Genomic DNA, 25,446 nt, shown 5'->3' on the forward strand with positions numbered 1-25,446 from the left:
GGCCTGACCCGGGGCCTCTTCCGTCAGCTGCAGCCCGAGGTGCCGCCGCAGGTGTTGCACTTCATGCAGGTGCCGTTCCTGACCAGCGTGTAGTTGCCGCAATCGCCGCAGGGATCGCCCTCGTAGCCCTGCATCCGCGCCTTCATCCGCGCATCCATCGCCGCCGGGGCGGCAATCGCGGCCGTGGCCTGCAGGTCGAACACGGTCTCGAAGCCCAGCGCGTCGCTTCCCTGCACCAAATCCTGCGGCAGCCGGTTCCTGAGATAGCCCGAGGAACTGATCTGCTTCAGCACCTGCAGCGATTTCGACGCCGCGGTTTCGCCGGCGGGCTTCACGTTCGACGCGCTTTCCGAGACCCCGCCCCCCAGCGTGTCGAAGCTGGTGCCTTCGGGCTGGACATGCGCCAGGTCGGTGCGGTCGAGATAGCTCACCGCCAGCTCGCGGAAGATGTAGTCGAGGATCGAGGTCGCGTTCTTGATCGAGTCGTTGCCCTGCACCATCCCCGCGGGCTCGAAGCGGGTGAAGGTGAAGGCATCGACAAATTCCTCCAGCGGCACCCCGTATTGCAGCCCGACCGAGACGGCGATGGCGAAGTTGTTCATCATCGCCCGGAAGCCCGCCCCTTCCTTGTGCATGTCGATGAAGATCTCTCCCAAACTGCCGTCGCGGTACTCGCCTGTGCGCAGATAGACCTTGTGGCCGCCGATGATTGCCTTCTGGGTATAGCCCTTGCGCCGCTCGGGGAGCCTTTCGCGCCCGGCCCGGACCTCCTTGACGATGATCTTCTCGACGATCTTCTCCGCCAGCACGGCGGCCTTTTCCTGCGGATTGCCGGTCTCGAGCAGCTCCGCCGCCGCGTCGTCGTCCTCCACCAGCGCGGCCGCCAGCGGCTGGCTCAGCTTCGAGCCGTCGCGGTAGAGCGCATTCGCCTTCACGCCCAGCGCCCAGCTCTGCTCGTAGGCCCGCAGGCAATCCTCGATGGTGGCATCGTTCGGCATGTTGACCGTCTTGGAGATCGCCCCCGAGATGAAGCTCTGCGCCGCCGCCATCATCGAGATATGGCTCTCCACCGACAGGTAGCGCCGTCCGGTCTTGCCGCAGGGATTGGCGCAGTCGAACACCGCCAGATGCCCCGGCTTCAGGTGCGGCGCACCCTCCAGCGTCATCGTCCCCACCACATGGTCATTGGCCGCCTCGATCTGCCGCCTGGTGAAGCCCAGATGCGCCAGCATGTCGAAGGTCGGGTCCGCCATCTTCGCCGCGGGAATGCCCAGCACCCCGGTGCAGAATTCCTCTCCCAGCGTCCATTGGTTGAACACGAAACGGATGTCGAAGGCCGAGCCCAGCGCCTTCTCGATCTTGGCGATCTCCCCCTTGCCGAAGCCATGGCCGACCAGCGCCCTGTGGTCGATCCCCGGCGCCTCGGCAAGCGACCCGCGCCCCACCGCGTATCCCGTGATCTCCGCGATCTGCTCCGCCGTGTAGCCCAGCCGCTCCAGCGCCTTCGGCACCGCGCGGTTGATGATCTTGAAATACCCCCCGCCCGCGAGCTTCTTGAACTTCACCAGCGCGAAATCGGGCTCGATCCCCGTCGTGTCGCAATCCATGACAAGGCCGATCGTCCCCGTGGGCGCGATCACCGTCGCCTGGGCATTGCGGTAGCCGTGCTTCTGCCCCAGCCGCAGCGCCTCGTCCCAGGCCGCCGCCGCCAGATGCGGCAGGTCGGGATCGGGACAGTTGCGCCGGTCGAGCGGCATCGGCTTCACCGCCAGCCCCTCATAGCCGATCTCCGCCCCCTGAGCCGCAAGGCTGTGGTTTCGGATCACCCGCAGCATGTGCCGGGCGTTCCGCTCGTATCCCGCAAAGGCGCCCAGCTCCGCCGCCATCTCGGCCGAGGTGGCATAGGCCGTCCCCGTCATCAGCGCCGTGACAGCCCCGCAGAGCGCCCGCCCCTCTCGCGAGTCGTAGCCATGGCCCATGGTCATCAGCAGCCCGCCGATATTGGCATAGCCCAGCCCCAGCGTGCGGAACTCGTAGGACCGGCGGGCGATCTGCTCCGAGGGGAACTGCGCCATCATCACGCTGATCTCAAGCGTCACCGTCCAGAGCCGGGCGGCGTGCATGAACTCCTGCGCGCGGAACTCCCCCTCCCGGTAGAAGGCCAGCAGGTTCAGCGAGGCGAGGTTGCAGGCCGTGTCATCGAGGAACATGTATTCCGAGCACGGGTTGGAGCCGCGGATCTCTCCGTCCTCCGGGCAGGTATGCCAGGCATTAACCGTGTCATGGTACTGGATGCCCGGATCGGCGCAGGCCCAGGCGGCATGGCCGATCTGCTCCCACAGGTCGCGCGCCCTGACCGTCTTGGCGACCTTGCCGTCCGTGCGGCGCAAGAGCGCCCAGTCCGCGTCATCGCGCACCGCCGCGAGGAAGGCATCCGTCACCCTGACCGAGTTGTTGGAGTTCTGCCCGGCCACCGAGGCATAGGCTTCGCTGTCCCAGTCGGTGTCGTAGGTCGGAAACTCGATCGAGGTGTAGCCCTGCCGCGCGTACTGGAGCACGCGGTTGACATAGGTCTCGGGGATCATCGCCTTCTTGGCGGCGCGGATCGCCTGTCTCAGAGCATCGTTCTTCGCCGGATCGGCGGCATCGGCGATGCTGCCGTCCCACCGGGCAATTCCGGCGAAGATCTGGTTGAGATGCATCTCGTGCATCTTGGAGCCTGCAACCAGGCTCGCCACCTTTTGCTCTTCCTTCACCTTCCAGTTGATGAAGTCCTCGATATCCGGGTGATCCGCGTCGCAGATCACCATCTTGGCCGCGCGCCGGGTCGTGCCGCCCGACTTGATCGCGCCCGCTGCCCGATCGCCGATCTTCAGGAACCCCATCAGACCGGAGCTCTTGCCCCCCCCGGAGAGAGCTTCGCCCTCGGCCCGGAGGCTTGAAAAGTTCGTGCCCGTCCCCGAGCCGTACTTGAACAGGCGTGCCTCGCGGACCCAGAGATCCATGATGCCGCCCTCGTTCACCAGGTCGTCCGAGACGCTCTGGATGAAGCAGGCATGGGGTTGCGGATGTTCATAGGCCGATTTCGACTTCACCATCTTGCCGGTGAAGGGATCGACGTAATGGTGCCCCTGGGAGGGACCGTCGATCCCGTAGGCCCAGTGCAGGCCGGTATTGAACCATTGCGGACTGTTCGGCGCCGCCATCTGGCGGGCGAGCATCAGCCGCATCTCGTCGAAATAGGCGCGGGCGTCCTCTTCGGCGGTGAAATACCCGCCCTTCCAGCCCCAATAGGTCCAGGCCCCCGCCAGCCGGTCGAAGACCTGCCTTGCCGAGGTCTCGCCGCCTTGGCGCTCCTCCTCGGGGAGCTGGGCCAGCGCGGCGCGGTCGGGGACCGAGCGCCACAGCCAGTCCGGAACCGCCTTCTCCGGCACGCGCTTGAGCTTCGCCGCGATGCCCGCCCTGCGGAAGTATTTCTGCGCGATCACGTCCGAGGCCACCTGGCTCCAGCCTGCGGGCACTTCGACCTCGTCGAGGCGGAAGACAACCGTGCCATCGGGATTGCGTATCTCGGAAGAGACATGGGCGAATTCCAGCCCGGCATAGGCCTCGGCAGCTCCGGTCGTAAACTTGCGCTCTATCTTCATCAGGGCCTCTGCAGCTCGTCACTCGGGTTCCACGGGGCCCCGGAAGGGCCGACATCCGTCTGGTCGCGTGCGTCGGAAGCAAAGGCACCGGCCCATGGCCTGGCAGGGCCACAAGATATAGAAAAGCGCATTGTCCCCCGATAGCGTGAGGCCACCACATCTAGCGTAGGCGTGCCGCACGTCCACAAGTAAGCGTGGATCGCCCGCACCGGTCAACGAAGAAATCACAACTTCTTGCGGTTTTTTCTGTTGACCCCACAACATGCGATTCCCTGCGGGGCCGGATCAAATTTACTTAGAATGTTCAGGACCGGTGCGCTGCCATGCGGAATGTTATAGATACGTGAACAGACATCCCCCGTCCCGATCCTGCGAAGGAAGGAGTTTCCCCTTGGCACATCCAGGCTGCGCCCTGCGCGGCTCCGCTCTCCTCATGGCTTGCTCCCTCTTGGGCCTGGCCGCTGCTCCGGTCCCCGCAAAGGCAGGAACAGTCGCCTATTTCCATGACTTCCTGGGAGCGACCTGCATCCGCGAGGAAGATCTGGAAACCGCCTACCGCGAAGGCTTCAAGGGCACGCGGCCGCCGCCCCTGTGCATCGAGCAGCCCTGCGCCGAACTCCTGGACCGCAGCACCTACGAGCGCGAAATTCTCGGCCGCGAGGCGACCGGGGAGGAGTGGCAATCCTATCTGGACACCCGCGAGACGGTCTGCACCAGCGCCGACCCCGACAGCATGGCCCGGCTCCTGCCGGCGCCGCCGCCCGCAGGTCCGGCGGCGGTGACGCGGGCCGCCTTTTCCGGGGGATTCGATCTCGGCGGTCCGGTCACCCCCTGGCAGGAGGCAAGCGCCCCCGGCTACGGATCGCACCAAGTGGACCGCCCGGCCGGACAGCGCAGCCGCAGCGATCCGGACCCCGATCGGCTCCGTCTGGCTCAACCCGGACAGGCCCGACGGGATGCCGAGAGGCCAAGGAAGCAGTCGGCGGCGGCCCCTTGGCCGGGCCAGGAGAATGCGCAGCCTGAAAATGGACACCGGTGGCAACAACCTTGAAAACCCCCGGCACGTCCGGCAGGGAGCATGGCCCCGGAGTGCCGATGCGCGGATGAGACGCCGGACGCATGGCTTCCCACCTTGGCCAGGGGGAGGATGAATGATCCGGGCAAAGGCCGGATGCATGGAAGCAGGGTCAGCGGAACATCGGCAAACCGCTTGCAGGGGAAGGCCGTTCATGCTTGCCCGCTGTTCTGGGAGAGCCGAATTCGAAGCCGCCGCCCGGAGGCTGCGGGGGAAGAGCGGCATGCGTGATCCCGGCGCGTGCCGCTTGCCCGCGCGACGGCAGGCCGATGGCCGGGTCTCAGCACGAATTCAAGGGGCGCGCGCTGGCGGAGTCCGGCAGGAGGATCGGATGGGGATTCTGCATCCGGAAAATTGGCTTGGCCCGGGTGAAACAGGCGATCGCCTTGGCGAACATGGCCTGCATCGGCTGAGCCGTGCGTGGCTGGGCCGCCCCATGGCAAACGGCCCTCAGCGGCTGTCCGGATGACGCTGCCATGCAGCCGGAACGATACGACACCGGTGTCTCCGGGGCCCGGAGGGACTGCGCAGGCCGCTGCTGCGGCCCGCACTTGGCACACCGTCAGAACGGCTGCGGATGCGCCTTGTGGACCGCGGCGATGTCCTTCAGGCAGTCCTCGCTCAGCGTGATGCCGTCGGCGGCGAAGATCTGCTCCAGCTGCCCGGTGGAGGTCGCGCCGATGATCGCAGCGCCCATGAACGGGCGGGCGAGGCAGAAGGCCAGCGACAGCTGCACCATGGTCAGCCCGTGCCTTTCCGCGACCTGCTGGTAGGCGGCGACGGCCTCCAGCGCGCGCGGCACCAGGCGGCCGCCCAGATCCGGCGTGCGGGTGGCGCGGGTGCCCTCGGGGATGGCGCCGCCCTGGTACTTGCCGCTGAGGATGCCGGTCGCCAGCGGCGAATAGGCCAGCAGCGGGATCTCCTCGTTCATCGAGGCCTCGGCTGCATCGGTGTCGAATTCGCGGTAGAGCAGCGAGTATTCGTTCTGGATCGTCGCCATCCGCGGCAGGCCCATCTCGTCGGCGACGCGCGACCAGGTGGCCATGCCCCAGGCGCTTTCGTTGGACAGGCCGACATAGCGCAGCTTGCCCGCCTCGATCTGGCGGCCGAGTTCGCCCAGCACGTCCTGCATGTGCTCGACGGTCTCGTTGCGGTTCTGCTTCGAGGGATCATAGACCCAGTTCTGGCGGAAGGCGTAGGAGCCGCGGTTCGGCCAGTGCAGCTGGTAGATGTCGATCACGTCGGTCTTCAGCCGCCGCAGCGAGCTTTCCACCGCGGTGCGGATCTCGCTGGCGCTGATCGGCGCGCCGCCGCGGGCCTTGCCGCCCGCGCCGCCGATCTTGGAGGCGAGGATCCAGTCGTTGCGTCGCCCGGTCTTCTCGAACCAGTTGCCGATGATTTCCTCGGTGCGGCCGACGGTTTCCTCGAGCACCGGCGCGACCGGGTACATCTCCGCCGTATCCATGAAGTTGATGCCGCGATCCGCCGCCATGTCGATCTGGGCATGGCCTTCGGCCTCGGTGTTCTGGCTGCCCCAGGTCATGGTGCCGAGGCAGAGCTCGGTGACCACCAGGTCGGTGCGGCCCAGCTGTTTCTTCTGCATGTGTCTTCTCCGGATGCGGTCCCGCCTTTGGCTAGTATGCCAGTGGCCGGACCGCAAGGCCGCGGCAGGCCCGGCTTGGAACAAATGTGGAACATGCTAGAATCCGGGCATGAACGACATGATGCTGAGTCGCGGTGTGCCGCGTCCTGCGGCGGAGCTGCAGGTCTCGCCCGAAATGTCCCTGCTGCCCGGACGGGCGCATGAGCTGTGCGGCGCGGCTCGGCGGCGGCTGGCGCTTGCGGTGGCGGCGCGTCTCGCGGGGCGGCGCGGCGCCGACCGCTGGCCAGGCCCTGCGCAAGACAGCGTGCCGCCATTCGCCCTTGCCGCTCGGACCACTGGCGCGGCAAGGCCCGCTCCCGAAGCGACGGCGCACCGGATCGCCATCGCGGAAGCGGCCATGACGGGTCTTCGGGAAGCTCGGATGATCCGGACCGCGGCCGGTCGGATCGCGGCGGCAAAGCCAGCGGCAGGCGAGGTTGGATGCCTCTCTCCGCAGGGCCGGCGCCCGCACCGGATGCGGATCATCAATTTCGGATCAACCGGCGGCCGTCCGGCAGAGCTGCAGGATGGAGCTGCGGGCTACCGGCTGCCGGTCGGACCGGCGAACTGGTCAACCGGTCGGAGCATGTGGCCAGCCGGGACCTGCGTTTCGATCGAGACCTCGTGGACCAGGGCGCCTTGCGCCTGCAGCCGGGACCCCGTCATCGCTGTTCGCCCCAAGCTGCCGCTTCGAGATCGAGACAGCGGCTAGCCCTGAAGAAACGCCTTGGATTTTCAACGGAATAGGCTGGCTTCTGCCCCCTGGATTGGATTGGGAAGCTGAAAGCCAAGCAGTTCCTGCTGCTGCGGTCAGCTTTTGATCCGGTACCGGTCAGCTTCTTCAAAAACGTCGATGACCAACGTCCCGGCCTTGATCACTGCGCCATGCTCGACACCAGCTGGAATTGAATAGCTGTCGCCTGAGCGGTAAATTCTTGTCTCGCCTCCAATGGTAAATTCGATTTCACCTTCCACGACAGTGCCCCATTGCGCTCCATGCGCATGAACAGGCAGCACCATATCTTTGAGGAAAGTGAAGAAGGCCACTAGGCCAGCGTCTGACTTCACAACAGCCGTTTGAACGACATCTTCTGGAAACGGCACGTCGATGCTGGGAAAGGCCGCGATGAAATCCGGATAAGGCATGGCGAGCTCCTCTTGTCGATGATCGCGTAGACTCTAGCACAGCCGCGACCCGCCGCTTCTGCAGATTCTCCACTTGGGCTCCGGCGCGGTGCTGCAGGTCCGCGTCCCTTGGTCGGCCTCCTCGCGCGTTCCAAGATCGGCTTGATCGCGGGCGGCGGGAAAGGGCTGGCTTGAGGCGCTCCGGGTGACGAGCGCAAGAGGCTGGTCCTTCCCGCCCAGCATGGCGTGGTTGCGTTGGAGGAACTATCGGCGCCAAGGCCAAGGCGCCGCGCTGCGCAAGGCTGTCGAGAACCCATTCCTACCGGTCGGGCAACTTGGGCTGCGTGCACTTGATCTGGCCTGCATGGGAAGCGGCCGCTATATCCTCTAAATTTTCTATACGACCACCCCCATTTCGACGGCCAGCGCTCCGTCAGCCAAGCCTTCGTCACCGGTGACCTGCACGGACATTGGGGGAAACCCTGAGCCTGCGGCCTCACGGCATCTGCACGCGCCAACTGCACCGTCGGCGCGATCGGCAGCCATTGTGCGTTGTCCATCGGTCCAAGGGTCCAAGCACGCGAGAATGCTGCAGGACGCGTCGAACCGCTGCTCGAGGTGATCGACGGCAACGCGCCGAGATAAGCTCTGCGCAGCTTGGAACTTGGGACGGCGCAATTGGTTCAACAGCCAACTCTCCCAAAGCGGCGAGGTTCAGGTTGTCCGTTTCAGCCACACTGCCGACCTCTTGCCCGCCTGCCACGGTTTCCATGCCGCGGGCAGCCTGACGCCGATGACAGGCGTGGCCGCCGGATTGGCCCCGCCGCCGCGCGGCGGGCCAAGGAGCGCCGCGCACAGCAACGTGAACCGCTTTTCCAATCACAAATGATAAAATATTCATGTGGCCGCCTACGCGGCCGCGAAGAGGGAGGGAGAAATGAAGACACTTATCATGGCCGCACTTCTGGCAACGATTGCGGTCCCGGCGCTGGCCTTCCACTGCCCTGCGGACATGGCTGACATCGATGCTGCCCTTGGATCGGCGAACCTGAGCGAGGGTGATCTGGCGCGCGTCAAGGAGCTTCGGATGGTTGGAGAGACCGAACACGCGTCGGGCAACCATCAGGCCGCAGTCGATGCGTTGGCCGAAGCGAAGGAGCTGCTCGGACTCTGAGAACCGGACCGGATGCCGGCGGTCCAGCCGAAGCTGGCAGGGGACCGGGAGTTCGACATCCCGGAGAGCGGGGCATGAACGCCAGGATCCGCCATTCGCCACGCGTTGCCCTGATCCGGAAATTGCGCCCCGGCGCCAGCCAGGCAGCCGCGCTGCCGCAAGGCCGCTGAACTGACGGCATAACGCGCGATCCCGTTGGACATGCGCGTCTCCAGCGCGGAAACTTGGCAATGCCTCACGCGGAAAGGGCCGGCGCCGAACTGCCCGCCTAGCGTCCTGCTGCCGCGATGCAGGTCCGGCGGCAGCGGTTCCTCAGCCCGCGAGGAGCTTCCTGCGCGCAGCGTAGTCCTCGGCGTCGATCTCGCCGCGGGCGAGGCGCATGTCGAGTTCCGCCAGCGCATCCGGCTTCCGGCGCTGCGGCGCGGGGCCGTCGAAGCGGCGGACTGCCCATATGACACCGGCGACCACGAGGCCGAGGACGATCAGCCAAAGGACCGGGCCGAACATCATGCCCATCCCGTAGCCATAGCCCCAGTCCATCATGTGCCCGTAGCCCTCGGGATCCGCGAGCGCCGGCGAGGCCATGACCGATAGCGGAAGAACGAAGCGTTTCATGATCATCTCCTGTCATCGAAGCTGCGCCGCCCTTTTAGACCCGGGGCCGCCGCCCGGCCTTGACATGGCGCAGGCGGCGGCTGGGTCTCACGCGATCGTGCAGACCGCGGGTTCGGTCATCTTCCCGCTCGCCAAGTAGCTCATGTGGTGGCATTGCAGCATCCAGCGCGCCACCGTCTGACGGGGCAGGGTTCGATCCGCTCGCGGATCGGCTTCGGGCGAACGTCCGCGCCACCATCGAAGCGATGTTCAAAGAGGAGCTCGAGGCTTTCATCGGGCGCTGCCGCCATGGCCGTGGCGGCAGTGTGCAGAAGGGGTGCCGTCGCGGACGCCGGGACGCTGGATATCAGCATGTTTCCCGGATCGTCAGTCTCGTCCGCCTCCCGTGATACGGCGCCCTCTGCCTTCACCGGCAGGATGGGCAAGGTCAGCATCGGGCTCCGCTAACCATGGTGTTCATGGCCGGATACCGAGTCCCGGAGCAGGCCGGGCCCGTCGCCTGAACTCGTTGTTCAGGATCGACGACTTGCATCATCATCGCCGGAGGCTTCGTCCATGCCGCGCTCGCGCGGCGCTCGGACCGGTGGCGCGACCGCGCTCGCTCCTGGACGCCTGGTCGCGCCGTGTCGCCGGCTTCGCAATCTGCCGCAGCATCGACGCCCGCCTGGCGGCCAAGGCGGGAGACGGGCGGCGATCCGCAGGCAGACCGCCTGGCGGAGGCCTTCGCGGACGAGGCGCAACCGCTGCCCGAAGGCGTCGGCGAGGCCATCCTCTCCGCACTGACGCTGCTGGCCCCGGGGGCGGAGGCGGATTTCGAGGACCGGGCGCGGGCGCTGGAGTTGCTGCGCGCGGCAGGACAGGACCGGGCGGCCCGCCGCATTGCCGCCGACATGATCCTCGCCGGAGGGATCGGACGATGATGGACCAGTGGATCAGCCGTTTTCTAGAGGCGCAGAGCGCCGAGCTCGACGCCGCGCTCAACACCCGCCTCGCCCGTGCCTCCAGCACATGGGTATAGACCTCGGTGGTCGACAGGTCGGCATGGCCCAGCATCATCTGGATTGCCCTTAGATCGGCGCCGTTCTGAAGCAGATGCGTGGCGAAGGCATGGCGGATCGTGTGCGGCGTCACCGTCTCGGGCGAGACCCCGGCCTTGAGCGCCAGCGTCTTCATCAGCAGGAAAAAGGCCTGCCGGGTCATGTGCCCGGTCGCGCCGCGGCCGGGAAAGAGATAGGTCGAGTGTGGCTTGCCGCGCTTCTGCTTGGCCANGCTCTTCCTCGGNCATCGCGCTGCGCCAGCCAGTCGGCCAGCGCGGAGCGGGCGGGCGGCGACAGCGGCACCAGCCGTTCCTTGCCGCCCTTGCCGCGCACCAGGATCATCGCCGGATTGCCGCGCGCCGCGGCGACAGGCAGGGTGACCAGCTCGCTCACCCGCATGCCGGTCGCGTAGAGCAGCTCGAGCAGGCAGGTGGTGCGCGACTTCTCCATGGCGTTGCGGCCATGGTCCTGCGCGGCCGTGAGCAGGCGCTCGACCTCTTCGACGCTCAGCGTCTTCGGCAGGCGTTTCGACCGGCCCGGTCCGCGGATCTGGATCGCGGGATTGTCGGTGCGCAGGTCTTCCTCATAGGCGAAGCGGAAGAGCTGGCGGATCGAGGCGAGCCGTCGGGCGCGGGTGGCGCGGGACAGGCCCTGGGCCTCGCAAAAGGCCAGGTAGTCCTCGATCTCGGCGCGGTCGGTCCCTTCGAAATGGCTGTCGCGTTCAGCCAGCCAGCCGGCGAAATCCTTCAGGTCGCGGCCATAGCAAGGACGGCACGCCCTGGATCCATCTCGACATTGCCGGCGTCGCGGCGGTCAAGTCGGACACGGTCCTGTCGCCGAAGGGCTGCACCGGCTGGGGCGTTCTGTCGATCGACCGGCTGGTCCGGGACCGGTTCGAGGGCTGATCCATGGGCCGCGCCATGTTCTACCACCTGACCGACACGCCGCTGGAGGCCACGCTTCCGCGGCTGCTGGAGCGGTCGCTGGAGGCGGGCTGGCAGGTCGACCTGCGCGGCCGCGACCGGGCGCGGCTGGAAAAGCTCGACGGGATGCTCTGGCTCGGTCCCGAGGAGGGCTTCCTGCCGCACGGGATCGAGGGCGGGCCGCATGACGCCCGCCAGCCGGTCCTCTTGACCACCGCCGCCGCGGTCTGAAGGCGCCGCCGAGCAGTGCCGGCCCGAAGCTGCCGGCCGCCGAGAACAGCAGGAAACCGGCCGCGAAGAACAGGAAGCCGAGCGCGGGCGTCCCTGCGCGTCCCAGCCGCAGCCGCACCGGGCTGAAGAACAGGGACATGACGCCGCCGGCCAGGGTCATCGCCCCCATCAGCAGGCCCGCCGCCTGCGGCTCGGGATGGCCGAGCGTCGCGAGGAAATAGGGCGCCTGGGTCGGCAGCAGGTAGAAGCAGACGAAGCACAGCCCCGCAAGCAGCACGACCAGCGCGAGCGTCGCGATCCAGCCCGCCTCGCCATCTGTGGCCGCGGCATGGGCGCCCGGGCCGGCGTCCTGCGGGCGCCTGAGCGCCAGCAGCATGACCGGCAGGTAGACCGCGGCGATGCCGTAGATCGCGAAGGGGCCGAGCGGCGAGGCGGCGGCCAGCCAACCGGCCAGGACAAGGAAGATCAGCCCGCCGAAATTCGTGGCGGCGATCTGGAGCCCCATGAACTTGCCGCGGGCGGCGCCATGGAAATAGTCGCCGATCAACGCGGTCTGGGCGGTCATGATCAGCGCGACCGACACGCCGAGCATCAGGCGGCTGGCCAGGATCAGGTGCAGCGTCGGCAGGTAGAGCCCGGCCGTGCCGGCAATGGCGAAGAGCGCAACGCCGGCGATCAGCTGCGGCCGGCGGCCGAAGCGGTCGGCCATGGCCCCTGCGAAGGGGGCAAGGATCGCCACCATCAGCGAGGGAGCAGTCACCAGCAGCCGGGCCAGCAGCGCGGCATTGTCCTCGCCGGCAAAGCGGGCCTCGATCCCGGGCAGGGCCGGGCTGATCAGGCTGTTGGACAGGATCGTCAGGGAGGCCGCCAGCAGCAGCGCGATCGCCCTGGCGTCCTTGAGAAGCGTCAGCATGGTGCGGCCTTTCGGTCGGAAGCCTTCCGCGGCCGGGTCGGCGGGCAGCGCGGCGGAAGGTGCGGGATCGTTGTCGATGGAACGCCCGCAGGCCGTCGGGACGGGAGCCGTCCGGGCCAGGCGGGCAGTTGATTACATTTTCCCGATTCTGTAACTTCTCCGGACCGGACCGTCAAGGAAGCGTGAAGTGCCGAGAACAGGACTGAGCCCCGCCGCGGCCCGCCGCCGCGCCATCGAGATCGCCGTGGACCGGATCCGGTCCCATGGCTTCGCCAAGCTGCGCCTTGCCGATGTCGCGCGGGAGATGGGGGTCAGCCACGCCGCGCTCTATGGCCATTTCCGCGACAAGGCCGGACTTCTGGACGCGGTCACCGAAACCTGGCTGGACGAGGCGCGCGCCCGCACGGCGGCGATCTGCAGCGGGTCCGGACCGGCCGCAGAGCGCATCGAGGCCTGGTTCGCCGAGCGCTACCGCATGAAGAGCGCGCGGGCGAAATCCGACCCCGAGATGTTTTCCGGGTTCGGCGAGGCGACTGCGGACGAGCGCCCGGTGATCCGCGACCATCTGGAACGGATGACCGGCGAGCTGGCGGGGCTGCTCTGCGAAGCCGGGCTGGGCGGCCGCGAAGAGGCGGTGATGCTGGAAGAGGCGATGACCGCCTTCCTGCACCCGGCGCTGATCACCCGGGGGCCGGACAGCCGGCGGGAGGCAGCCTTGCGGCATTTGCTGCGGATCATCCTGGCCGGGCTGGCGGCCGGCTCCGGCGGCGGGACTCCGCCGGGCTGCGGGCCTTCCGCCGGAGCCCGGAACGGGAATTGAGGTCCAGCCGGGGAGAACGCGCCGGGAGAAGCCGGCGTCCCGGCCGCAGCGTCATCGCCGGGGCTGCGGAACTGTCCGGGCCATGCCGGGGACGGAGGCGATGCGGCAGGCCCCGGCACCGATCATGTCCCCGGACGTGCAGGGCTGCATGGGGACCCTGCTTGATCGCAACACCTTTCCCGGCAACTGCCCGGGGGACGCCATTGCGGAGGCAGGTCCGGCTTTGCAGCCGCAGGCCGCGGCAGAGCTCTGCGTGCTTTCGCCTCAATGCGCCCGAAACATCTGGGGAGACCGGCCGGCACTTCACCTCCGGAAAGCGATGCGGGCGCTTCTGCCCCCCAGCCAATCTGCTGCAAATTTCAAGGTGCAGCGGCCGGCTTGGCCGACCGCGACGCTGGCGTCACCGCCAGGCCGCGACACGCGCCGCCAAGGCGGTCCACGCGTCCTTGGCGGTCAGCGCTGGGGCCAAGACAGTGGCGCGCTGCCGCTGGCGACGTCCAACGGCCCATCGCGAGCGCGCGGATAAAGGCCGGCACCCTGTCCGCGCGGTGGCTTCTTCCGCCGATCCGGACCACTGCGCTCGGCAAAGGCCCGACATTGCGGGCGAAGGCCTCGACAAGTGCGCCCGGCGGATGGCCTGCATCGCGGGCTGTTGCGGTGATTTCGGCGGTGGCGTGCCGGAGGAGCCCCATGGCGAGACCCGGGCCCGCAGGCAACCGGCCGTCTCGCAGAATGCCCCGGCACCTTTGCCCGCTCGGCCCCGCTGTCCGGCATGATGCAAGGGCCCGCGAACTGCGGCGCGCTCCGACCGACTTCGCGGCCAAGGTCCGGGCGCCCCGCGACAGGGATGTCCGGGGAACGCGGCCGCCAGCGCCCACCAGGGGCCGGAACAGGCCTCGTCGAACGGGTGGCCGCCCGAGAGGTCGCAGAGCAGCACGGCGCGCGCGTCGATCTCGGCGGCAAGGTCGGCGGCCGCGGGCCAGAGCGCGTTGCCGGTATAGAGATGCACCAGCGCCTCGTTGTCGGCATGCAGGTCCAGCACGATATCGGCGTCATGCGCGAGCTCCATCAGCCGGATTCGCAGCCCGTCCAGCTCGCTGCGCACCGGCAGCCCGGCGATGGCCTGCTTCATCGCGGCGCGGATCGCGGCGACATTCGCCGCGGCATCCGCCCCCAGCGCATCGCCGATCGTGCCCGAGACCATCTCGGCGAGGTCGGGATAGCCGCGGTTGTAGTTCTCGCCGGTGGCGTCGTCATGGCGGCCGCGCAGGTAGCCGCCATGGATCTGCGACAGGCCGATCGGGTTGGCGACGGGCACCAGCACGATCTCGCCCCGGATCAGCCCCTTGGCCGCGGCCTCTCCGAGCAGCGCGGCGAGCCGCGAGAGCACCAGCATTCCGGGCAGCTCGTCGGCATGGAGCCCGGCCTGAAGATAGACCTTGGGCCGGGCGCCGGGCGTGCCGAAGCGCAGCACCGTCAGCGTCCGCGCATTCTCGGGGCCGAAGCCCAGCAGGTCCCGCGCCGTCGGGGACGGGCCGGGAGCGGGATCGGGGGAAGGACTGCGTTCGTCGGTCGGATCGGTCATGCCAGTGCTCCGCGATGGCGACAATGTCGTCCCATGTCTGGAAAAAAAGGCGCTTGCGGTCAATGCGGCGCGCTGCGGGCGCCCTGGCGGCCGGGCGGGACAATTTTTCCTTTCGGCCTTTCGGCTGACGGGGTTAGGCATGAGGTATCGCGAATTTGTGCGGTCGGAGCGGAGATTGAGCATGCAGATTGTCAAGACCTCGGTCTATGTGGGCCCGAACATCTATTCGAGGAAGCCGCTGATCCGCCTGACGGTCGATCTGCACCGCCGCGCGGGCAGGCCGGTCTCGGACTATGCCGACCTGCTGATCGATCCGCTTCTGGAGTACGTGCCCGCGCTGGCCAAGGCGGTGGACGGGCAGGGCGCGCCCTTTGCCGAGCGCGCGCGGACCGACCCTGCATGCGGCCTGGGCGAGCTGATGGCGCAGCTGGCGCTGGCGCTGCAGGCCCAGGCGGGGGCGCCGGGGCGTCTCGCCTTCTGCTGCCCGGCGAAGCATCCCGACGAGGTGGAGGTGCTTTTCGGCTACGAATCCGAGGATATCGGGCTGATGGCCGGCGACACGGCGCGCGACCTGATCCTCGACCTGATCGCGCCGCAGGAGGGCACCAGCCCGGAGAAGATGCGCGAGGCGGTCGAGGATTTCATCTATTTCGCCGAGCGCAATTCGCTGGGTCCGTCGGCACTGGCGCTGGTGAAGGCCGCCGAGGAGCGCGACATTCCCTGGGTGCGGCTCAACGATGCCAGCCTGATCCAGGTCGGCCAGGGCAAGTACCAGAAGCGGATCGAGGCGGCGCTGTCCAGCCAGACCTCGCATATCGCGGTGGAGATCGCCGCCGACAAGGAGCTCTGCACGCGGCTCCTGTCCGATCTGGGCCTGCCGGTGCCGGACCAGTGCTATGTCCGCGATGCCGAGGATGCTGCCGAGATCGCCGAGGATTTCGGCTTCCCGGTGGTGATCAAGCCGATCGACGGCAACCATGGCCGCGGCGTGACGGTCAACGTGATGACCCCGGAGGAGGCTGCGGAGGCCTATGGCATCGCCGCCAAGGAAGGCTCGGGCGTCGTCGTGGAGAGCATGATCCAGGGCGACGACCACCGGCTTCTGGTGGTCAACGGCGTGCTGGTCGCGGCAGCCAAGCGGATGCCGGGCCATGTTGTCGGCGACGGGCAATCGACGGTGGCGGCGCTGGTGGACAAGGTCAACGAGGACCCGCGCCGCGGCAAGGGCCACGAGAACATGCTGACCCGGCTGGAGCTCGACGCGGTGGCCGACAAGTTGCTGGCCGAGAAGGGCTACGATCACGCCACAGTGCCGGCGGCGGGCGAGGTGGTGTACCTGCGCAAGACCGCGAACCTGTCGACGGGCGGCACCGCGATCGACGTCACCGACGTGATCCACCCGGACAACAAGCTGATGGCCGAGCGGGCGATCCGCGCCGTCGGCCTCGATATCGGCGGGGTCGATTTCCTGACCACCGACATCACCCAGAGCTACCGCGAGACCGGCGGCGCGATCTGCGAGATCAACGCGGGTCCGGGGATGCGGATGCATATCGCCCCCTCCGAAGGCGAGGGCCGCGACGTGGGCGGCGCGGTGATGGACATGCTCTTTCCCGAAGGCAGCCCCGCGCGCATCCCCGTAGCGGCGCTGACCGGCACCAACGGCAAGACCACCACCGCGCGGATGCTGGCGCACGTCCTGAAGATGGCGGGCTTCACCGTCGGCCAGACCTCGACCGACGCGGTCTATGTCGACGACAACGTGACGGTGAAGGGCGACATGACCGGGCCGACCGCCGCCTCGATGGTGCTGCGCGACCCGACCGTCGACATGGCGGTGCTGGAAACCGCGCGCGGCGGCATCGTGCGGGCCGGCCTCGGCTACCAGTTCTGCGACGTGGGTGCGGTGCTGAATGTCAGCTCGGACCATTTGGGCCTCGGCGGGGTCGAAACCATCGACGAGCTCGCCGAAGTCAAGCGGCTGGTGGTCGAGGTCGCCAAGGACTGCGCGGTGCTGAATGCCGATGACATCTACACGCTGAAGATGGCCGAACATACCGAGGCGAAACATATCTGCTACGTCACGCGGAACGCCGACAATGCGCTGGTGCGGGAGCATATCAAGCTCGGCAAGCGCGCGGTGGTGCTGGAGCAGGGGCTGAACGGCGACCAGATCGTGATCTACGAGCACGGCCACCAGATCCCGCTGATCTGGACCCACCTGATCCCGGCGACGCTGGAGGGCAAGGCGCTCCACAATGTCGAGAACGCGATGTTCACCGCGGCCATGTGCTTCGCGCTCGGCCTGTCGCTCGACCAGATCCGTACCGGGCTGCGCACATTCGACAACAGTTTCTTCCAGAGCCCGGGCCGGATGAACGTCTTCGACGAGCACGGCTTCCGGGTGATCCTCGATTACGGCCATAACGAGGCCGCGGTCGGCGCCATGGTCGACGTGGTCGAGCGGCTCAACCCGATCGGCCGCAAGATCGTCTGCGTCACCTGCCCGGGCGACCGGCGCGACCAGGACATCAAGGCGATCGCGGCCAAGGTGGCAGGCAATTTCGACCATTACATCTGCCACAGCGACGACAACCCGCGCGGCCGGACCCCCGAGGAGGTGCCGGGCATCATCCGCGACGAGCTGATCGCGCTCGGGGTCGCGCCGGAGGCCATTGACATTGTCCCGAAGGAAGAGGAGTCCGTGCAGGCTGCGCTCGACATGGCGCGGCCGAACGACCTCGTGCTGATCTTCTGCGACGGCATCACCCGCTGCTGGAAGAAGATCATCTACTTCAAGCCGAAGGAGGCGCCGCAGCCGGTCCCGCCGGAAACCCTCGTCGCAGCCGCGGGCTTCGACGTGCCGGAGGGCTACCGCCTGATGAGCGACGAGCGCGGGGTCCGTATCGTCCTGGATAGCTGAACCGGAGCGGACACGCGACATGGCGAAATTTCCATCGAAGGCAGCGCTCGCCGCCGCGGGGGGCCGCAAGCTGGCCGTCATCGGCGGCCGCCTCGAGGATGACAACGCCGATATCTACGGCGAATTGCACCGGCTCTCGGGCGGGCGGATCCTGATCTTCCCGACCGCGTCCGCGGAACCCGAAGCGGTGGGCGAGGAAAGCCTCGAGGCCTTCCTGTCCCATGGCTTCGAGGCCGCGGTCGCGCCGCTCCACGGGCCCGGGGCCGCGCTCAGGGCGGGCGATCCCGACCTGCTGGAGCTCATCGCCGATTACGGAAATTTCTACTTCACCGGCGGCGACCAGGCGAACATCCTGGCGGCGCTGGCGCCGGGCGGCGTGCCCACGGCGGCGCATCGCGCGATCACCGCGTGCCATGCGGCGGGCGGGCTCCTGGCGGGGTCCAGCGCCGGGGCGGCGATGATGTCCCAGCCGATGCTCCTGGGAGGCACGTCGCTGGAATCCGTCGTCCATGGCGTGACCGAGCGTCCCGAAGCGCCGGGGCTCTTGATCGGCGACGGGCTGGGCTTCTTTCCCTTCGGCATGGTCGACCAGCATTTCATCAAGCGCGGGCGGCTCGGCCGGATGGTGGTGGCGATGCATGCGACCGGCCAGGCCACGGGCTTCGGCATCGACGAAAACACCGCGCTGATCGTCGAGGGCGCGGCCGGCAAGGTGGTCGGCGAATACGGCATGATGCTGGTCGATCTCGCGGGCATGGAGACCGACGCCAACCTGCGCAGCTACCAGGATTTCCGGCTGAGCTATCTCGACCACGGCGACCGGATCGACCTGCGCACCGGGCGGCCGCATCCGGGCGAGGCGAAACGCAGGGTGCTCAAGCGGGACATCGCCTATCGCGGCCGTCCGCGCTCGCGGCGCAACGCCTTCGGCGCCTACACGCTCTACGACCTGATGGCACGGCTGGTGCTCGGCGACCCGAAGCACTACCGCGGGGACAGCGTCGAGGCCTATGACGCGAAAAGCGCCTTCAACGTCTCGGTGACGCTGGAACGGGTCGAGCGCGAGACCAAATGCCTGATCGCGACGCCCGAGTCGGGGCTGCGGATGACGGCGCTGAATTTCCGCACGACGATCCTCGCCGAGAAGCTGAGCGCGACGAAGCTCGCCGACCGGATCGGCCGCCGCCAGACCCGGACCTTCGGCATGGACCCGCGCCCCGAGGCGAAGATCGTCCTCCTGGGCTCCTCGCCCTTGCGCTCTGCCGATGAGATGACCGAGGCGCCGCTTGCGCTGCTGAAGGGCGGCAAGGTCGGCGTTCTGGCCGCGGCCTCCGCCGAGCCGCGCGGGGTCGCGCGCGACCATGTCGAGATGCTGGCGCGGCACGGGATCGAGGGGGTCGATCTGGATGTCACCATCGACACGGTGGAATACACCGCCCATGACGCGGATTTCCTGCAGGATGTCGAGGCGATGTCGGGCTTCCTGTTCTGCGGCGGCAACCAGATCCGGCTGGTGGAGACGCTGCTCCACCGCGGCGAGGAAAGCGCGCTGCTGCGCGCCATCGCCCATGCCCATGCCCGCGGCGCGCCGCTGATTGCCGCCAGCGGTGCGGCGGCGGCCCTGTCGGGGGTGATGATCGCGGGCGGCTCGACCTACGAGGCGCTGCGTTTCGGCGTGTCCTCGGATGTCGGCCATCAGGGGCTGGCCATCCAGGAAGGCATCGGGCTCTTCCCGGCGGGGATCGTCGACCAGAACCTGATCGGCCAGGAGCGGCTCGGCCGCCTCGTCGTGGCCTGCGCCGAGGAGAACGAGCGCTTCGGCATCGGCATCTTCGAGGACAGCGCGGTGATCGCCTCCGAGGCCGGGATGAAGCTCGAGGCCGCCGGTCTCGACGGCTTCGTGCTGGTCGAGATCGATCCGGGCCAGCTGGTCCTGCAAAGCGACAACTTCGTCGCCAACGGCGTCCGCCTGACGGTCTTCGGCCCCGGCGACAGCGTCGATCTGCGCGACGGCACGGTGACCCGCGCAAACGGCACGGAGGCTTCCGCGGCGCTGCTGGAACGTCTGGTCGCCGGGCTTGCGGAAGAGGCGGGCGCTGCGGTGGCGGGCGACAATGCCGGGGTGCACGGCGTCATGGCGCGCGAAGGCGGGCAGGACGGCCGGGCGTGCTGTCCGTTTCCCGCCGCCCGGGCCGGAGCGCCTAGCGGTCGGCGCGGGGCTCGATGGCCTTGCGGCTGCGCACCGGGGCGGGGCGGACGCGCCGTTCGATGTCCTCGTAGAGCGCCTCGACGATGTTCTTGCCGGTGGCTTTCTCGATCCCCTCGAAGCCCGGCGAGGAATTGACCTCCAGCACCTTCGGCCCGGTCGACGAGCGCAGGATGTCCACCCCGGCCATGTTCAGCCGGAACGCCTTGGCGGCGCGGATCGCGGTCTCGCGTTCCTCCTTGGTGATCTTCACCGGCTTCGCGGTGCCGCCCTGGTGCAGGTTCGAGCGGAACTCGCCCTCGGTGCCGGCCGAGCGCTTCATCGAGGCGACGACCTTGCCGTTGATCACTAGGCAGCGGACATCTTCGCCGGCCGCTTCCTTGACGAATTGCTGCACCAGGAAATTGGCCTTGAGGCCGCGGAAGGCGGAGATCACCGACTCGGCGGCCTTCTTCGTCTCGGCCAGCACGACGCCCTTGCCTTGCGTCGATTCCAGCAGCTTGACGATCAGCGGCGCGCTGCCGACCACGTCGATCAGGTGCAGCGTGTCCTTCGGCGAGGAGGCGAAGGCGGTGACCGGCGTGTTGATCCGGTGGCGCGCCAGGACCTGGTGGGCATGCAGCTTGTCGCGGCTCGCGGTGATGCCGTCGGCGGGGTTCACGCAATAGGTGCCCACGGTCTCGAACTGGCGGATCACGGCGGTGCCGTAGGGGGTGATCGAGGCGCCGATCCGCGGGATCACCGCGTCGTAGCGCGGCAGGCGCTGGCCGTCGTAATGCACTTCGGGCGAATCCGCGTTGATCGCCATGTAGCAGCGCGCGGTGTCGATCACCTCGACGACATGGCCGCGGTTCTCGCCCTCGGCGACGATCCGGCTGGTGGTGTAGTTCTTCGGCTCGCGGCTGAGCACGGCGATGCGCAGCGCGCGGCGCGGCGCCTGGGTGCGGACATCGGCGGTCTTGTAGACGTCGTAGCTCAGCTCCGGCTGGCAGCAGCGTTCGGAGGCGGCGACCAGCATGTCGTCCATCAGCGCCTGGCGGCCGAGCAGCATCCGGTAGGCCATCGAGCCGCGGTTGGTCAGCGTCATCTCGATCGGCCAGGAGCGGTTGCCCATGTGCAGCTCGGTCGAGATGACGTAGCGCAGCTCCATGTCGCCGTTCGACGAGGTCACCTCGCGGCGGTCGACGATGGTCGCCGAGCAGGGAATCGACAGCTCGTCGCGGCCCGGGATCGGATGCACGCCGAAGCGCACCTTGGGCCGGTTGATCGGGCCGAAGGGCTCGATGTCGAAAGCATGCAGCGCCGAGGTGCGCGCCCCGGTATCGACCTTCGCCTTGAGCGCGGGCAGGCCGAGCGCAGGCAGGGACACCCATTCCTCCCATCCAAGGCGGAAATCGGTCGGGTCGGTGCTTTGATCGGTCATGCGAGGCCCCCTGGTCTCGTGGATTTGGGCCCGCCCTAGCCTCTGGGCGGGCGCGCGGTCAATGCGGCGGCGGCGGATTTCCCCGGTGCCGAGGCTTGGCACCGCGGCGGAAATGTCTAGAAGGGGATGCCCAGCAAAGGACCCGCGCCCCGTGACCCAGAGATTCAGCTTCGCCCTTCACGCCACCGACGGCAAGGCCCGCACCGGCACGATTTCCACGCCGCGCGGCGAGATCCGCACGCCTGCCTTCATGCCGGTGGGCACGGCGGCGACGGTCAAGGCGATGATGCCCGAAAGCGTGCGCGCCACCGGGGCCGACATCCTGCTGGGCAACACCTACCATCTGATGCTGCGGCCCACGGCGGAGCGGATCGACCGGCTCGGGGGGCTGCACAAGTTCATGAACTGGGACCGGCCGATCCTGACGGATTCGGGCGGCTTCCAGGTGATGAGCCTCGCCGACCTGAGGAAGCTGACCGAGGAAGGCGTGACCTTCCGGTCCCATGTCGACGGCTCGCGCCACATGCTGAGCCCCGAGCGGTCGATGGAGATCCAGAAGCTCTTGGGCTCGGACATCGTGATGTGCTTCGACGAATGCCCGGCGCTGCCGGCGCCGCGCGAGCGGATCGCCGAGTCGATGCGGCTGTCGATGCGTTGGGCGGCGCGCTCGCGCGAGGCCTTCGGCGACCGCCCCGGCCATGCGCTCTTCGGCATCCAGCAGGGCGGCGACATCGAGGATCTGCGCGGCGAGAGCGCCGAGAAGCTGCGCGGCATCGGCTTCGACGGCTATGCGGTCGGCGGGCTGGCGGTCGGCGAGGGCCAGGAGATCATGTTCAAGGTGCTCGACTACGCGCCCGGGATGCTGCCCGAGGACAAGCCGCGCTACCTGATGGGCGTCGGCAAGCCCGACGACCTGGTCGGCGCGGTGAAGCGCGGCATCGACATGTTCGACTGCGTGCTGCCCTCGCGCTCGGGGCGGACCGGCCAGGCCTTCACCCGCCGCGGCGTGGTCAACATCAAGAACGCCCGCCATGCCGACGACCCGCGGCCGCTCGACGAGGCCTGCAGCTGCCCGGCCTGCGCGCAATACAGCCGCGCCTATCTGCACCACGTGTTCCGCAGCCAGGAGATCATCTCCTCGATGCTGCTGACCTGGCACAACCTGCACTACTACCAGGAGCTGATGCAGGGCATCCGCGACGCGATCGCCGCCGGGCGCTTCGACGCCTTCGAGGCGGAATTCCACGCGGCCCGCGCGATGGGCGACATCGAGCCGCTCTGATCCGGGCCCCGGCGGGTCCGCCTGCGCCGCGCGGCGGGGCCTGGCCGGAGGTCCTTGGCGTCCGGCCGGGCCGGGTGACCGAGGATCGTCCTGGCTGGCGCGGTCGTCAGTCAGCTCCGGGCGGATGGGGCGGCTCCCGGCAGCGGAAGGGATCCTCCCTTTCCCGCGGGAGGCCGGAGCGCTGATGGCCGTTCCTGGCCGCAGCGGCTCCGCGGCGGCGGCGGAGCCGTCGGGATCGCCCTAGCTGGCGCTGTCCTTCGGCAGTTCGCGGCGGAAGGTGTTGCCCTCGGTATCGGTGGCGGTGACGGTCAGCGCGGGCGAGCCGTCATCGGCATAGGAAAAGCGGAAGGCGGGGTTCTCGCTGATCGAGATGCCGCCCTCCATGCGGAACAGGAGCGCGTCCCCCTGGCGGACTTCGAGTTCCGAGATGAAATGTGCCGGGATGAAGAGATGCGTGACCTGGTCGCGCTGCAGCCCGGAATAATTCGGATGGCGAATCATCACCTGCGCCTCGCGGCGCTCGCCCGGTGCGCCGGAGAAGGTCTTGAGCTTCATCTGCCCCATCGAGGCCAGCGCCAGCTCGGGGTCGCGCGAGGCAGGCGCCGCGCAGCCGCCCGAGGCCTTGACGAAGCGCCCCGTCATGGCGAGCCCCTCGGGCGTCCCGGCGATCACCCGGACATCGGAATACTGGTTCACCCGTACGCGCAGCTCGAAGTCGAGCGGCGCCATTGCCGGGCCGAAGGTGAAGTCCGCGGCCACGGGGGCCGGGTTTTCGTCAATGATCACCGAGGCTTTGAGGATCGTCCGTGACGGATCGACCTGCGTGATCCGCACCGGCACGGTAGCCGCGTCATGCGCGCGGTAGGGCGCATCGACCTCGAAGAGCCCGGCGGCATCGGCAATCGGATCGTCTCCGGCAAGGTCGTAGCGCAGCGCGTCCCAAGCCGGTCCGTTGACCAGCGGATTGGGCAAGTCGTCGGCCAGCGCCAGCACGGCCGGGGCGGCCATGGCGGCGGCGAGGATGGCAGTCCTCCAGAGCATGCGGTTCTCCTCCCTTGCTCTCTGAGGTTGCAAGCATGCCATGAAACGGGACAATCTCGGAAGGAAATCCGGGAAAGCGGCCTGCACGTTTGCGTGCGGCCGAGGGGGACGGGATGTTCGAAGTGCTGGTGACGCTCTGCGCGCTGGAAGGCGGCGTCTGCCGCGACATGCTGCTGCCGGGGCATGAGGCGGCAACGCTCGAAGCCTGCGCGGCCGGGCTGGCGGCGCTGGCCGCGCCCGACATGCCGGGGCTGGAGGCGAGTCGCGCTGCTGCCGCAGGGGGCGGGGGTGGTCAGCGTCGGACGCGCGGCGGTGTTCGATCACGCGGCGTTGTGCGGCCTGCTGCGGTCGGGCCATCTGGGCGGCGCGGTGCTCGATGTCTTCCCGCAGGAGCCCCTGCCCGCGGACGATCCGACCTGGGACGTTCCCGGGCTGGTGGTCACGCCGCATTGCAGCGTGGACGACAACGAGGGCTATCTGGACCGCTGCACCGACATTTTCCTGCAGAACCTCGCCGCCTGGCGGGCAGGCGCGCCGATGCCGACCCGCGTCGATCCGTCGGCGGGCTACTGAGGCGCGGCGGGGGCCGCGCGCCCCCGCTGCCCATCCGTCAGCGCACGAGATACTTCTCGATGATCGCCGGATCGGGCTCGACGCCCAGCCCCGGCTCGGCGGGCAGCAGCGCATGGCCGTCCTCGAACCGGACCGGGTTCAGCGCCAGCTTGCGCGCAATTTCATTGGGCTCCACGCAGTATTCCATCACCAGCGCGTTGCGGATCGCGCAGAGGAAATGCAGCGAGGCGGCGGTGTTGATGTCGGTGGTGAAATTGTGGTTGCACACTTTCCGTCCGCGCGAGGCGGCGTAATCCGCGACGCGGATCGCCTGGGTGAAGCCGACCCGCGTCAGGTCGATCTGCACGATGTCGACGCCGCCCTCGTCGATCAGCCGCTCGAACTGCGCCACGGAACTGTCCTGCTCGCCGGCCGCCAGCGGCTGGGACATGGATTGCGACAGGCGGCCATAGCCCTTGATGTCCTCGGGATGCAGCGGCTCCTCGATCCAGAACAGGTTGTAGGGCTCCAGGAGCTCCGCCCGCCGCATCGCCGTCCGCGCGTCCCAGGCATGGCCGGCATCCAGCATGAAATCGACGTCGTCGCCGATCGCCCGGCGGATCGCCTCGACATAGGCGATGTCCGTCCTTTCGTCGCGGCCGAAGGGCTCCCAGCCGAATTTCACGCCCGTGTGGCCCTCGTCCACGGCCGCCTTGGCCCGCGCCACGGTGTCCTCCACCGAGAACTGGAACATGTTCGAGGAATAGACCCGCATCCGGTCGCGCAGCGCGCCGCCCAGCAGGGTGACGATCGGCTGGCCGAGGGCCTTGCCCTTGATGTCCCAGAGCGCGATGTCGATCCCCGCCATCGCCTGCAGCACCGCGCCGGTGCGGCCATAGAAGATCGTCGCGTCGTACATCTTCTGCCAGAGCCGCCCGGTCTCCAGCGGGTTCTCGCCGATCAGCAGCCGCTTCAGCCCGCTGACCATCGTGTGCGAATAGGGCGCCTCGATGATCGCCTGCACCACGGTCGGCGCGCTGTCGACCTCGCCCCAGCCGGTGATTCCGGCATCGGTCGAGATCCGGATCAGCAGCGTGTCCTGAGAGCTGTCGGTGCGCGCCTCCACCTTGGGCAGGGCGAGATAGAAGGTTTCGACATCGGTGATCTTCATGGGGCATCCTTCGGCCAGGGCCGGTCTTCGGGTCGTGGGGGGCGGAGATGGGGATGGGCGG

At 68.2% G+C, this 25,446-nt stretch carries 15 protein-coding genes and 5 pseudogenes; 10 read left to right on the forward strand and 10 right to left on the reverse strand.

The window, feature by feature from the left end:
* Window positions 1–23: 23 nt before the first annotated feature.
* On the reverse strand, window positions 24–3,647 hold the full coding sequence (locus tag C7T91_RS26265) for a vitamin B12-dependent ribonucleotide reductase (RefSeq protein WP_108262681.1): 3,624 nt from the start codon (window positions 3,645–3,647) through the stop codon (window positions 24–26).
* A 391-nt stretch (window positions 3,648–4,038) separates the two neighbouring features.
* Here C7T91_RS26265 and C7T91_RS26270 point away from each other — a divergent pair, with 391 nt between their 5' ends.
* Window positions 4,039–4,698, forward strand: coding sequence for a hypothetical protein (locus tag C7T91_RS26270; protein WP_145963027.1), 660 nt, complete (start codon window positions 4,039–4,041; stop codon window positions 4,696–4,698).
* 586 nt (window positions 4,699–5,284) lie between these two features.
* Here C7T91_RS26270 and C7T91_RS26275 read toward each other — a convergent pair.
* Together C7T91_RS26275 and C7T91_RS26280 are read right to left on the reverse strand one after the other, a co-directional pair.
* Window positions 5,285–6,325: an aldo/keto reductase gene (locus C7T91_RS26275; RefSeq protein ID WP_108262685.1), complete on the reverse strand. Its 1,041-nt coding sequence runs from the start codon at window positions 6,323–6,325 to the stop codon at window positions 5,285–5,287.
* 849 nt (window positions 6,326–7,174) lie between these two features.
* Window positions 7,175–7,510 (reverse strand): cupin domain-containing protein, encoded by a 336-nt coding sequence (locus tag C7T91_RS26280; RefSeq protein WP_108262687.1) that lies wholly within the window; start codon window positions 7,508–7,510, stop codon window positions 7,175–7,177.
* A 916-nt stretch (window positions 7,511–8,426) separates the two neighbouring features.
* Between C7T91_RS26280 and C7T91_RS26285 the strand changes: the two genes are divergently transcribed.
* Window positions 8,427–8,663 carry a hypothetical protein gene (locus tag C7T91_RS26285; RefSeq protein ID WP_108263095.1) on the forward strand — a complete coding sequence of 79 codons (237 nt, stop codon included), beginning with the start codon at window positions 8,427–8,429 and terminating at the stop codon, window positions 8,661–8,663.
* 312 nt (window positions 8,664–8,975) lie between these two features.
* Here the strand turns inward: C7T91_RS26285 and C7T91_RS26290 are convergent, their stop codons facing one another.
* Window positions 8,976–9,278: an SHOCT domain-containing protein gene (locus C7T91_RS26290; protein WP_108262689.1), complete on the reverse strand. Its 303-nt coding sequence runs from the start codon at window positions 9,276–9,278 to the stop codon at window positions 8,976–8,978.
* A 152-nt stretch (window positions 9,279–9,430) separates the two neighbouring features.
* On the opposite strand from C7T91_RS26290, the pseudogene C7T91_RS37070 reads away from it, so the two are divergent.
* Window positions 9,431–9,616, forward strand: a pseudogene (locus tag C7T91_RS37070) (IS256 family transposase); the annotation flags it as partial.
* A 285-nt stretch (window positions 9,617–9,901) separates the two neighbouring features.
* Window positions 9,902–10,198 carry a hypothetical protein gene (locus tag C7T91_RS37075; protein ID WP_236638554.1) on the forward strand — a complete coding sequence of 99 codons (297 nt, stop codon included), beginning with the start codon at window positions 9,902–9,904 and terminating at the stop codon, window positions 10,196–10,198.
* 58 nt (window positions 10,199–10,256) lie between these two features.
* Here C7T91_RS37075 and C7T91_RS37080 read toward each other — a convergent pair.
* Window positions 10,257–11,104 (reverse strand): annotated as a pseudogene (locus tag C7T91_RS37080) (tyrosine recombinase); the annotation flags it as partial.
* A 119-nt stretch (window positions 11,105–11,223) separates the two neighbouring features.
* On the opposite strand from C7T91_RS37080, the pseudogene C7T91_RS26305 reads away from it, so the two are divergent.
* Window positions 11,224–11,460: pseudogene (locus C7T91_RS26305) on the forward strand (DNA polymerase III subunit chi); the annotation flags it as partial.
* A gap of 46 nt (window positions 11,461–11,506) precedes the next feature.
* Here C7T91_RS26305 and C7T91_RS26310 read toward each other — a convergent pair.
* A pseudogene (locus C7T91_RS26310) lies at window positions 11,507–12,382 on the reverse strand (MFS transporter); the annotation flags it as partial.
* 187 nt (window positions 12,383–12,569) lie between these two features.
* Here C7T91_RS26310 and C7T91_RS26315 point away from each other — a divergent pair.
* Window positions 12,570–13,202, forward strand: a complete 633-nt coding sequence (locus C7T91_RS26315) for a TetR/AcrR family transcriptional regulator (protein WP_108262693.1) — start codon at window positions 12,570–12,572, stop codon at window positions 13,200–13,202.
* A 400-nt stretch (window positions 13,203–13,602) separates the two neighbouring features.
* On the opposite strand, the gene C7T91_RS26320 is transcribed toward C7T91_RS26315, so the two are convergent.
* Window positions 13,603–14,787 carry a M14 family zinc carboxypeptidase gene (locus C7T91_RS26320; RefSeq protein WP_108262695.1) on the reverse strand — a complete coding sequence of 395 codons (1,185 nt, stop codon included), beginning with the start codon at window positions 14,785–14,787 and terminating at the stop codon, window positions 13,603–13,605.
* Window positions 14,788–14,968: 181 nt separating this feature from the next.
* Here C7T91_RS26320 and cphA point away from each other — a divergent pair, with 181 nt between their 5' ends.
* The gene (gene cphA / locus C7T91_RS26325; RefSeq protein WP_108262698.1) at window positions 14,969–17,710 is read left to right on the forward strand and encodes a cyanophycin synthetase; all 2,742 of its coding nucleotides are present in this window, start codon (window positions 14,969–14,971) and stop codon (window positions 17,708–17,710) included.
* A 19-nt stretch (window positions 17,711–17,729) separates the two neighbouring features.
* Window positions 17,730–18,461 (forward strand): annotated as a pseudogene (locus C7T91_RS37085) (cyanophycinase); the annotation flags it as partial.
* Between the two features lie 1,450 nt (window positions 18,462–19,911).
* Here the strand turns inward: C7T91_RS37085 and rimK are convergent.
* Window positions 19,912–21,339, reverse strand: coding sequence for a 30S ribosomal protein S6--L-glutamate ligase (gene rimK, locus C7T91_RS26335; protein ID WP_108262702.1), 1,428 nt, complete (start codon window positions 21,337–21,339; stop codon window positions 19,912–19,914).
* Between the two features lie 151 nt (window positions 21,340–21,490).
* Here rimK and tgt point away from each other — a divergent pair, with 151 nt between their 5' ends.
* A complete protein-coding gene (tgt, locus tag C7T91_RS26340) occupies window positions 21,491–22,621 on the forward strand; it encodes a tRNA guanosine(34) transglycosylase Tgt (protein ID WP_108262704.1) in 1,131 nt (376 codons plus the stop codon).
* A gap of 240 nt (window positions 22,622–22,861) precedes the next feature.
* Here tgt and C7T91_RS26345 read toward each other — a convergent pair whose 3' ends face one another.
* On the reverse strand, window positions 22,862–23,662 hold the full coding sequence (locus C7T91_RS26345) for a quinoprotein dehydrogenase-associated SoxYZ-like carrier (protein WP_108262707.1): 801 nt from the start codon (window positions 23,660–23,662) through the stop codon (window positions 22,862–22,864).
* Window positions 23,663–23,845: 183 nt separating this feature from the next.
* Here C7T91_RS26345 and C7T91_RS26350 point away from each other — a divergent pair, with 183 nt between their 5' ends.
* Complete coding sequence (locus C7T91_RS26350; RefSeq protein ID WP_108262709.1) at window positions 23,846–24,235, forward strand: NAD(P)-dependent oxidoreductase; 390 nt, start codon at window positions 23,846–23,848, stop codon at window positions 24,233–24,235.
* Between the two features lie 37 nt (window positions 24,236–24,272).
* Here the strand turns inward: C7T91_RS26350 and C7T91_RS26355 are convergent, their stop codons facing one another.
* Complete coding sequence (locus tag C7T91_RS26355; protein ID WP_108262711.1) at window positions 24,273–25,385, reverse strand: mandelate racemase/muconate lactonizing enzyme family protein; 1,113 nt, start codon at window positions 25,383–25,385, stop codon at window positions 24,273–24,275.
* Window positions 25,386–25,446: the final 61 nt, after the last annotated feature.

It is taken from the genome of Mangrovicoccus ximenensis, from assembly GCF_003056725.1.
Taxonomy (GTDB): Bacteria; Pseudomonadota; Alphaproteobacteria; order Rhodobacterales; family Rhodobacteraceae; genus Mangrovicoccus; species Mangrovicoccus ximenensis.

Bases quoted from the DNA above. Each gene is read 5' to 3' on its own strand.
- C7T91_RS26265 (WP_108262681.1), bottom strand. From the start codon at position 3,647: ATGAAGATAGAGCGCAAGTTTACGACCGGAGCTGCCGAGGCCTATGCC.
- C7T91_RS26275 (WP_108262685.1), bottom strand. From the start codon at position 6,325: ATGCAGAAGAAACAGCTGGGCCGCACCGACCTGGTGGTCACCGAGCTC.
- C7T91_RS26280 (WP_108262687.1), bottom strand. From the start codon at position 7,510: ATGCCTTATCCGGATTTCATCGCGGCCTTTCCCAGCATCGACGTGCCG.
- C7T91_RS26285 (WP_108263095.1), top strand. From the start codon at position 8,427: ATGAAGACACTTATCATGGCCGCACTTCTGGCAACGATTGCGGTCCCG.
- C7T91_RS26290 (WP_108262689.1), bottom strand. From the start codon at position 9,278: ATGAAACGCTTCGTTCTTCCGCTATCGGTCATGGCCTCGCCGGCGCTC.
- C7T91_RS26320 (WP_108262695.1), bottom strand. From the start codon at position 14,787: ATGACCGATCCGACCGACGAACGCAGTCCTTCCCCCGATCCCGCTCCC.
- cphA (WP_108262698.1), top strand. From the start codon at position 14,969: ATGCAGATTGTCAAGACCTCGGTCTATGTGGGCCCGAACATCTATTCG.
- rimK (WP_108262702.1), bottom strand. From the start codon at position 21,339: ATGACCGATCAAAGCACCGACCCGACCGATTTCCGCCTTGGATGGGAG.
- C7T91_RS26345 (WP_108262707.1), bottom strand. From the start codon at position 23,662: ATGCTCTGGAGGACTGCCATCCTCGCCGCCGCCATGGCCGCCCCGGCC.
- C7T91_RS26350 (WP_108262709.1), top strand. From the start codon at position 23,846: ATGAGGCGGCAACGCTCGAAGCCTGCGCGGCCGGGCTGGCGGCGCTGG.
- C7T91_RS26355 (WP_108262711.1), bottom strand. From the start codon at position 25,385: ATGAAGATCACCGATGTCGAAACCTTCTATCTCGCCCTGCCCAAGGTG.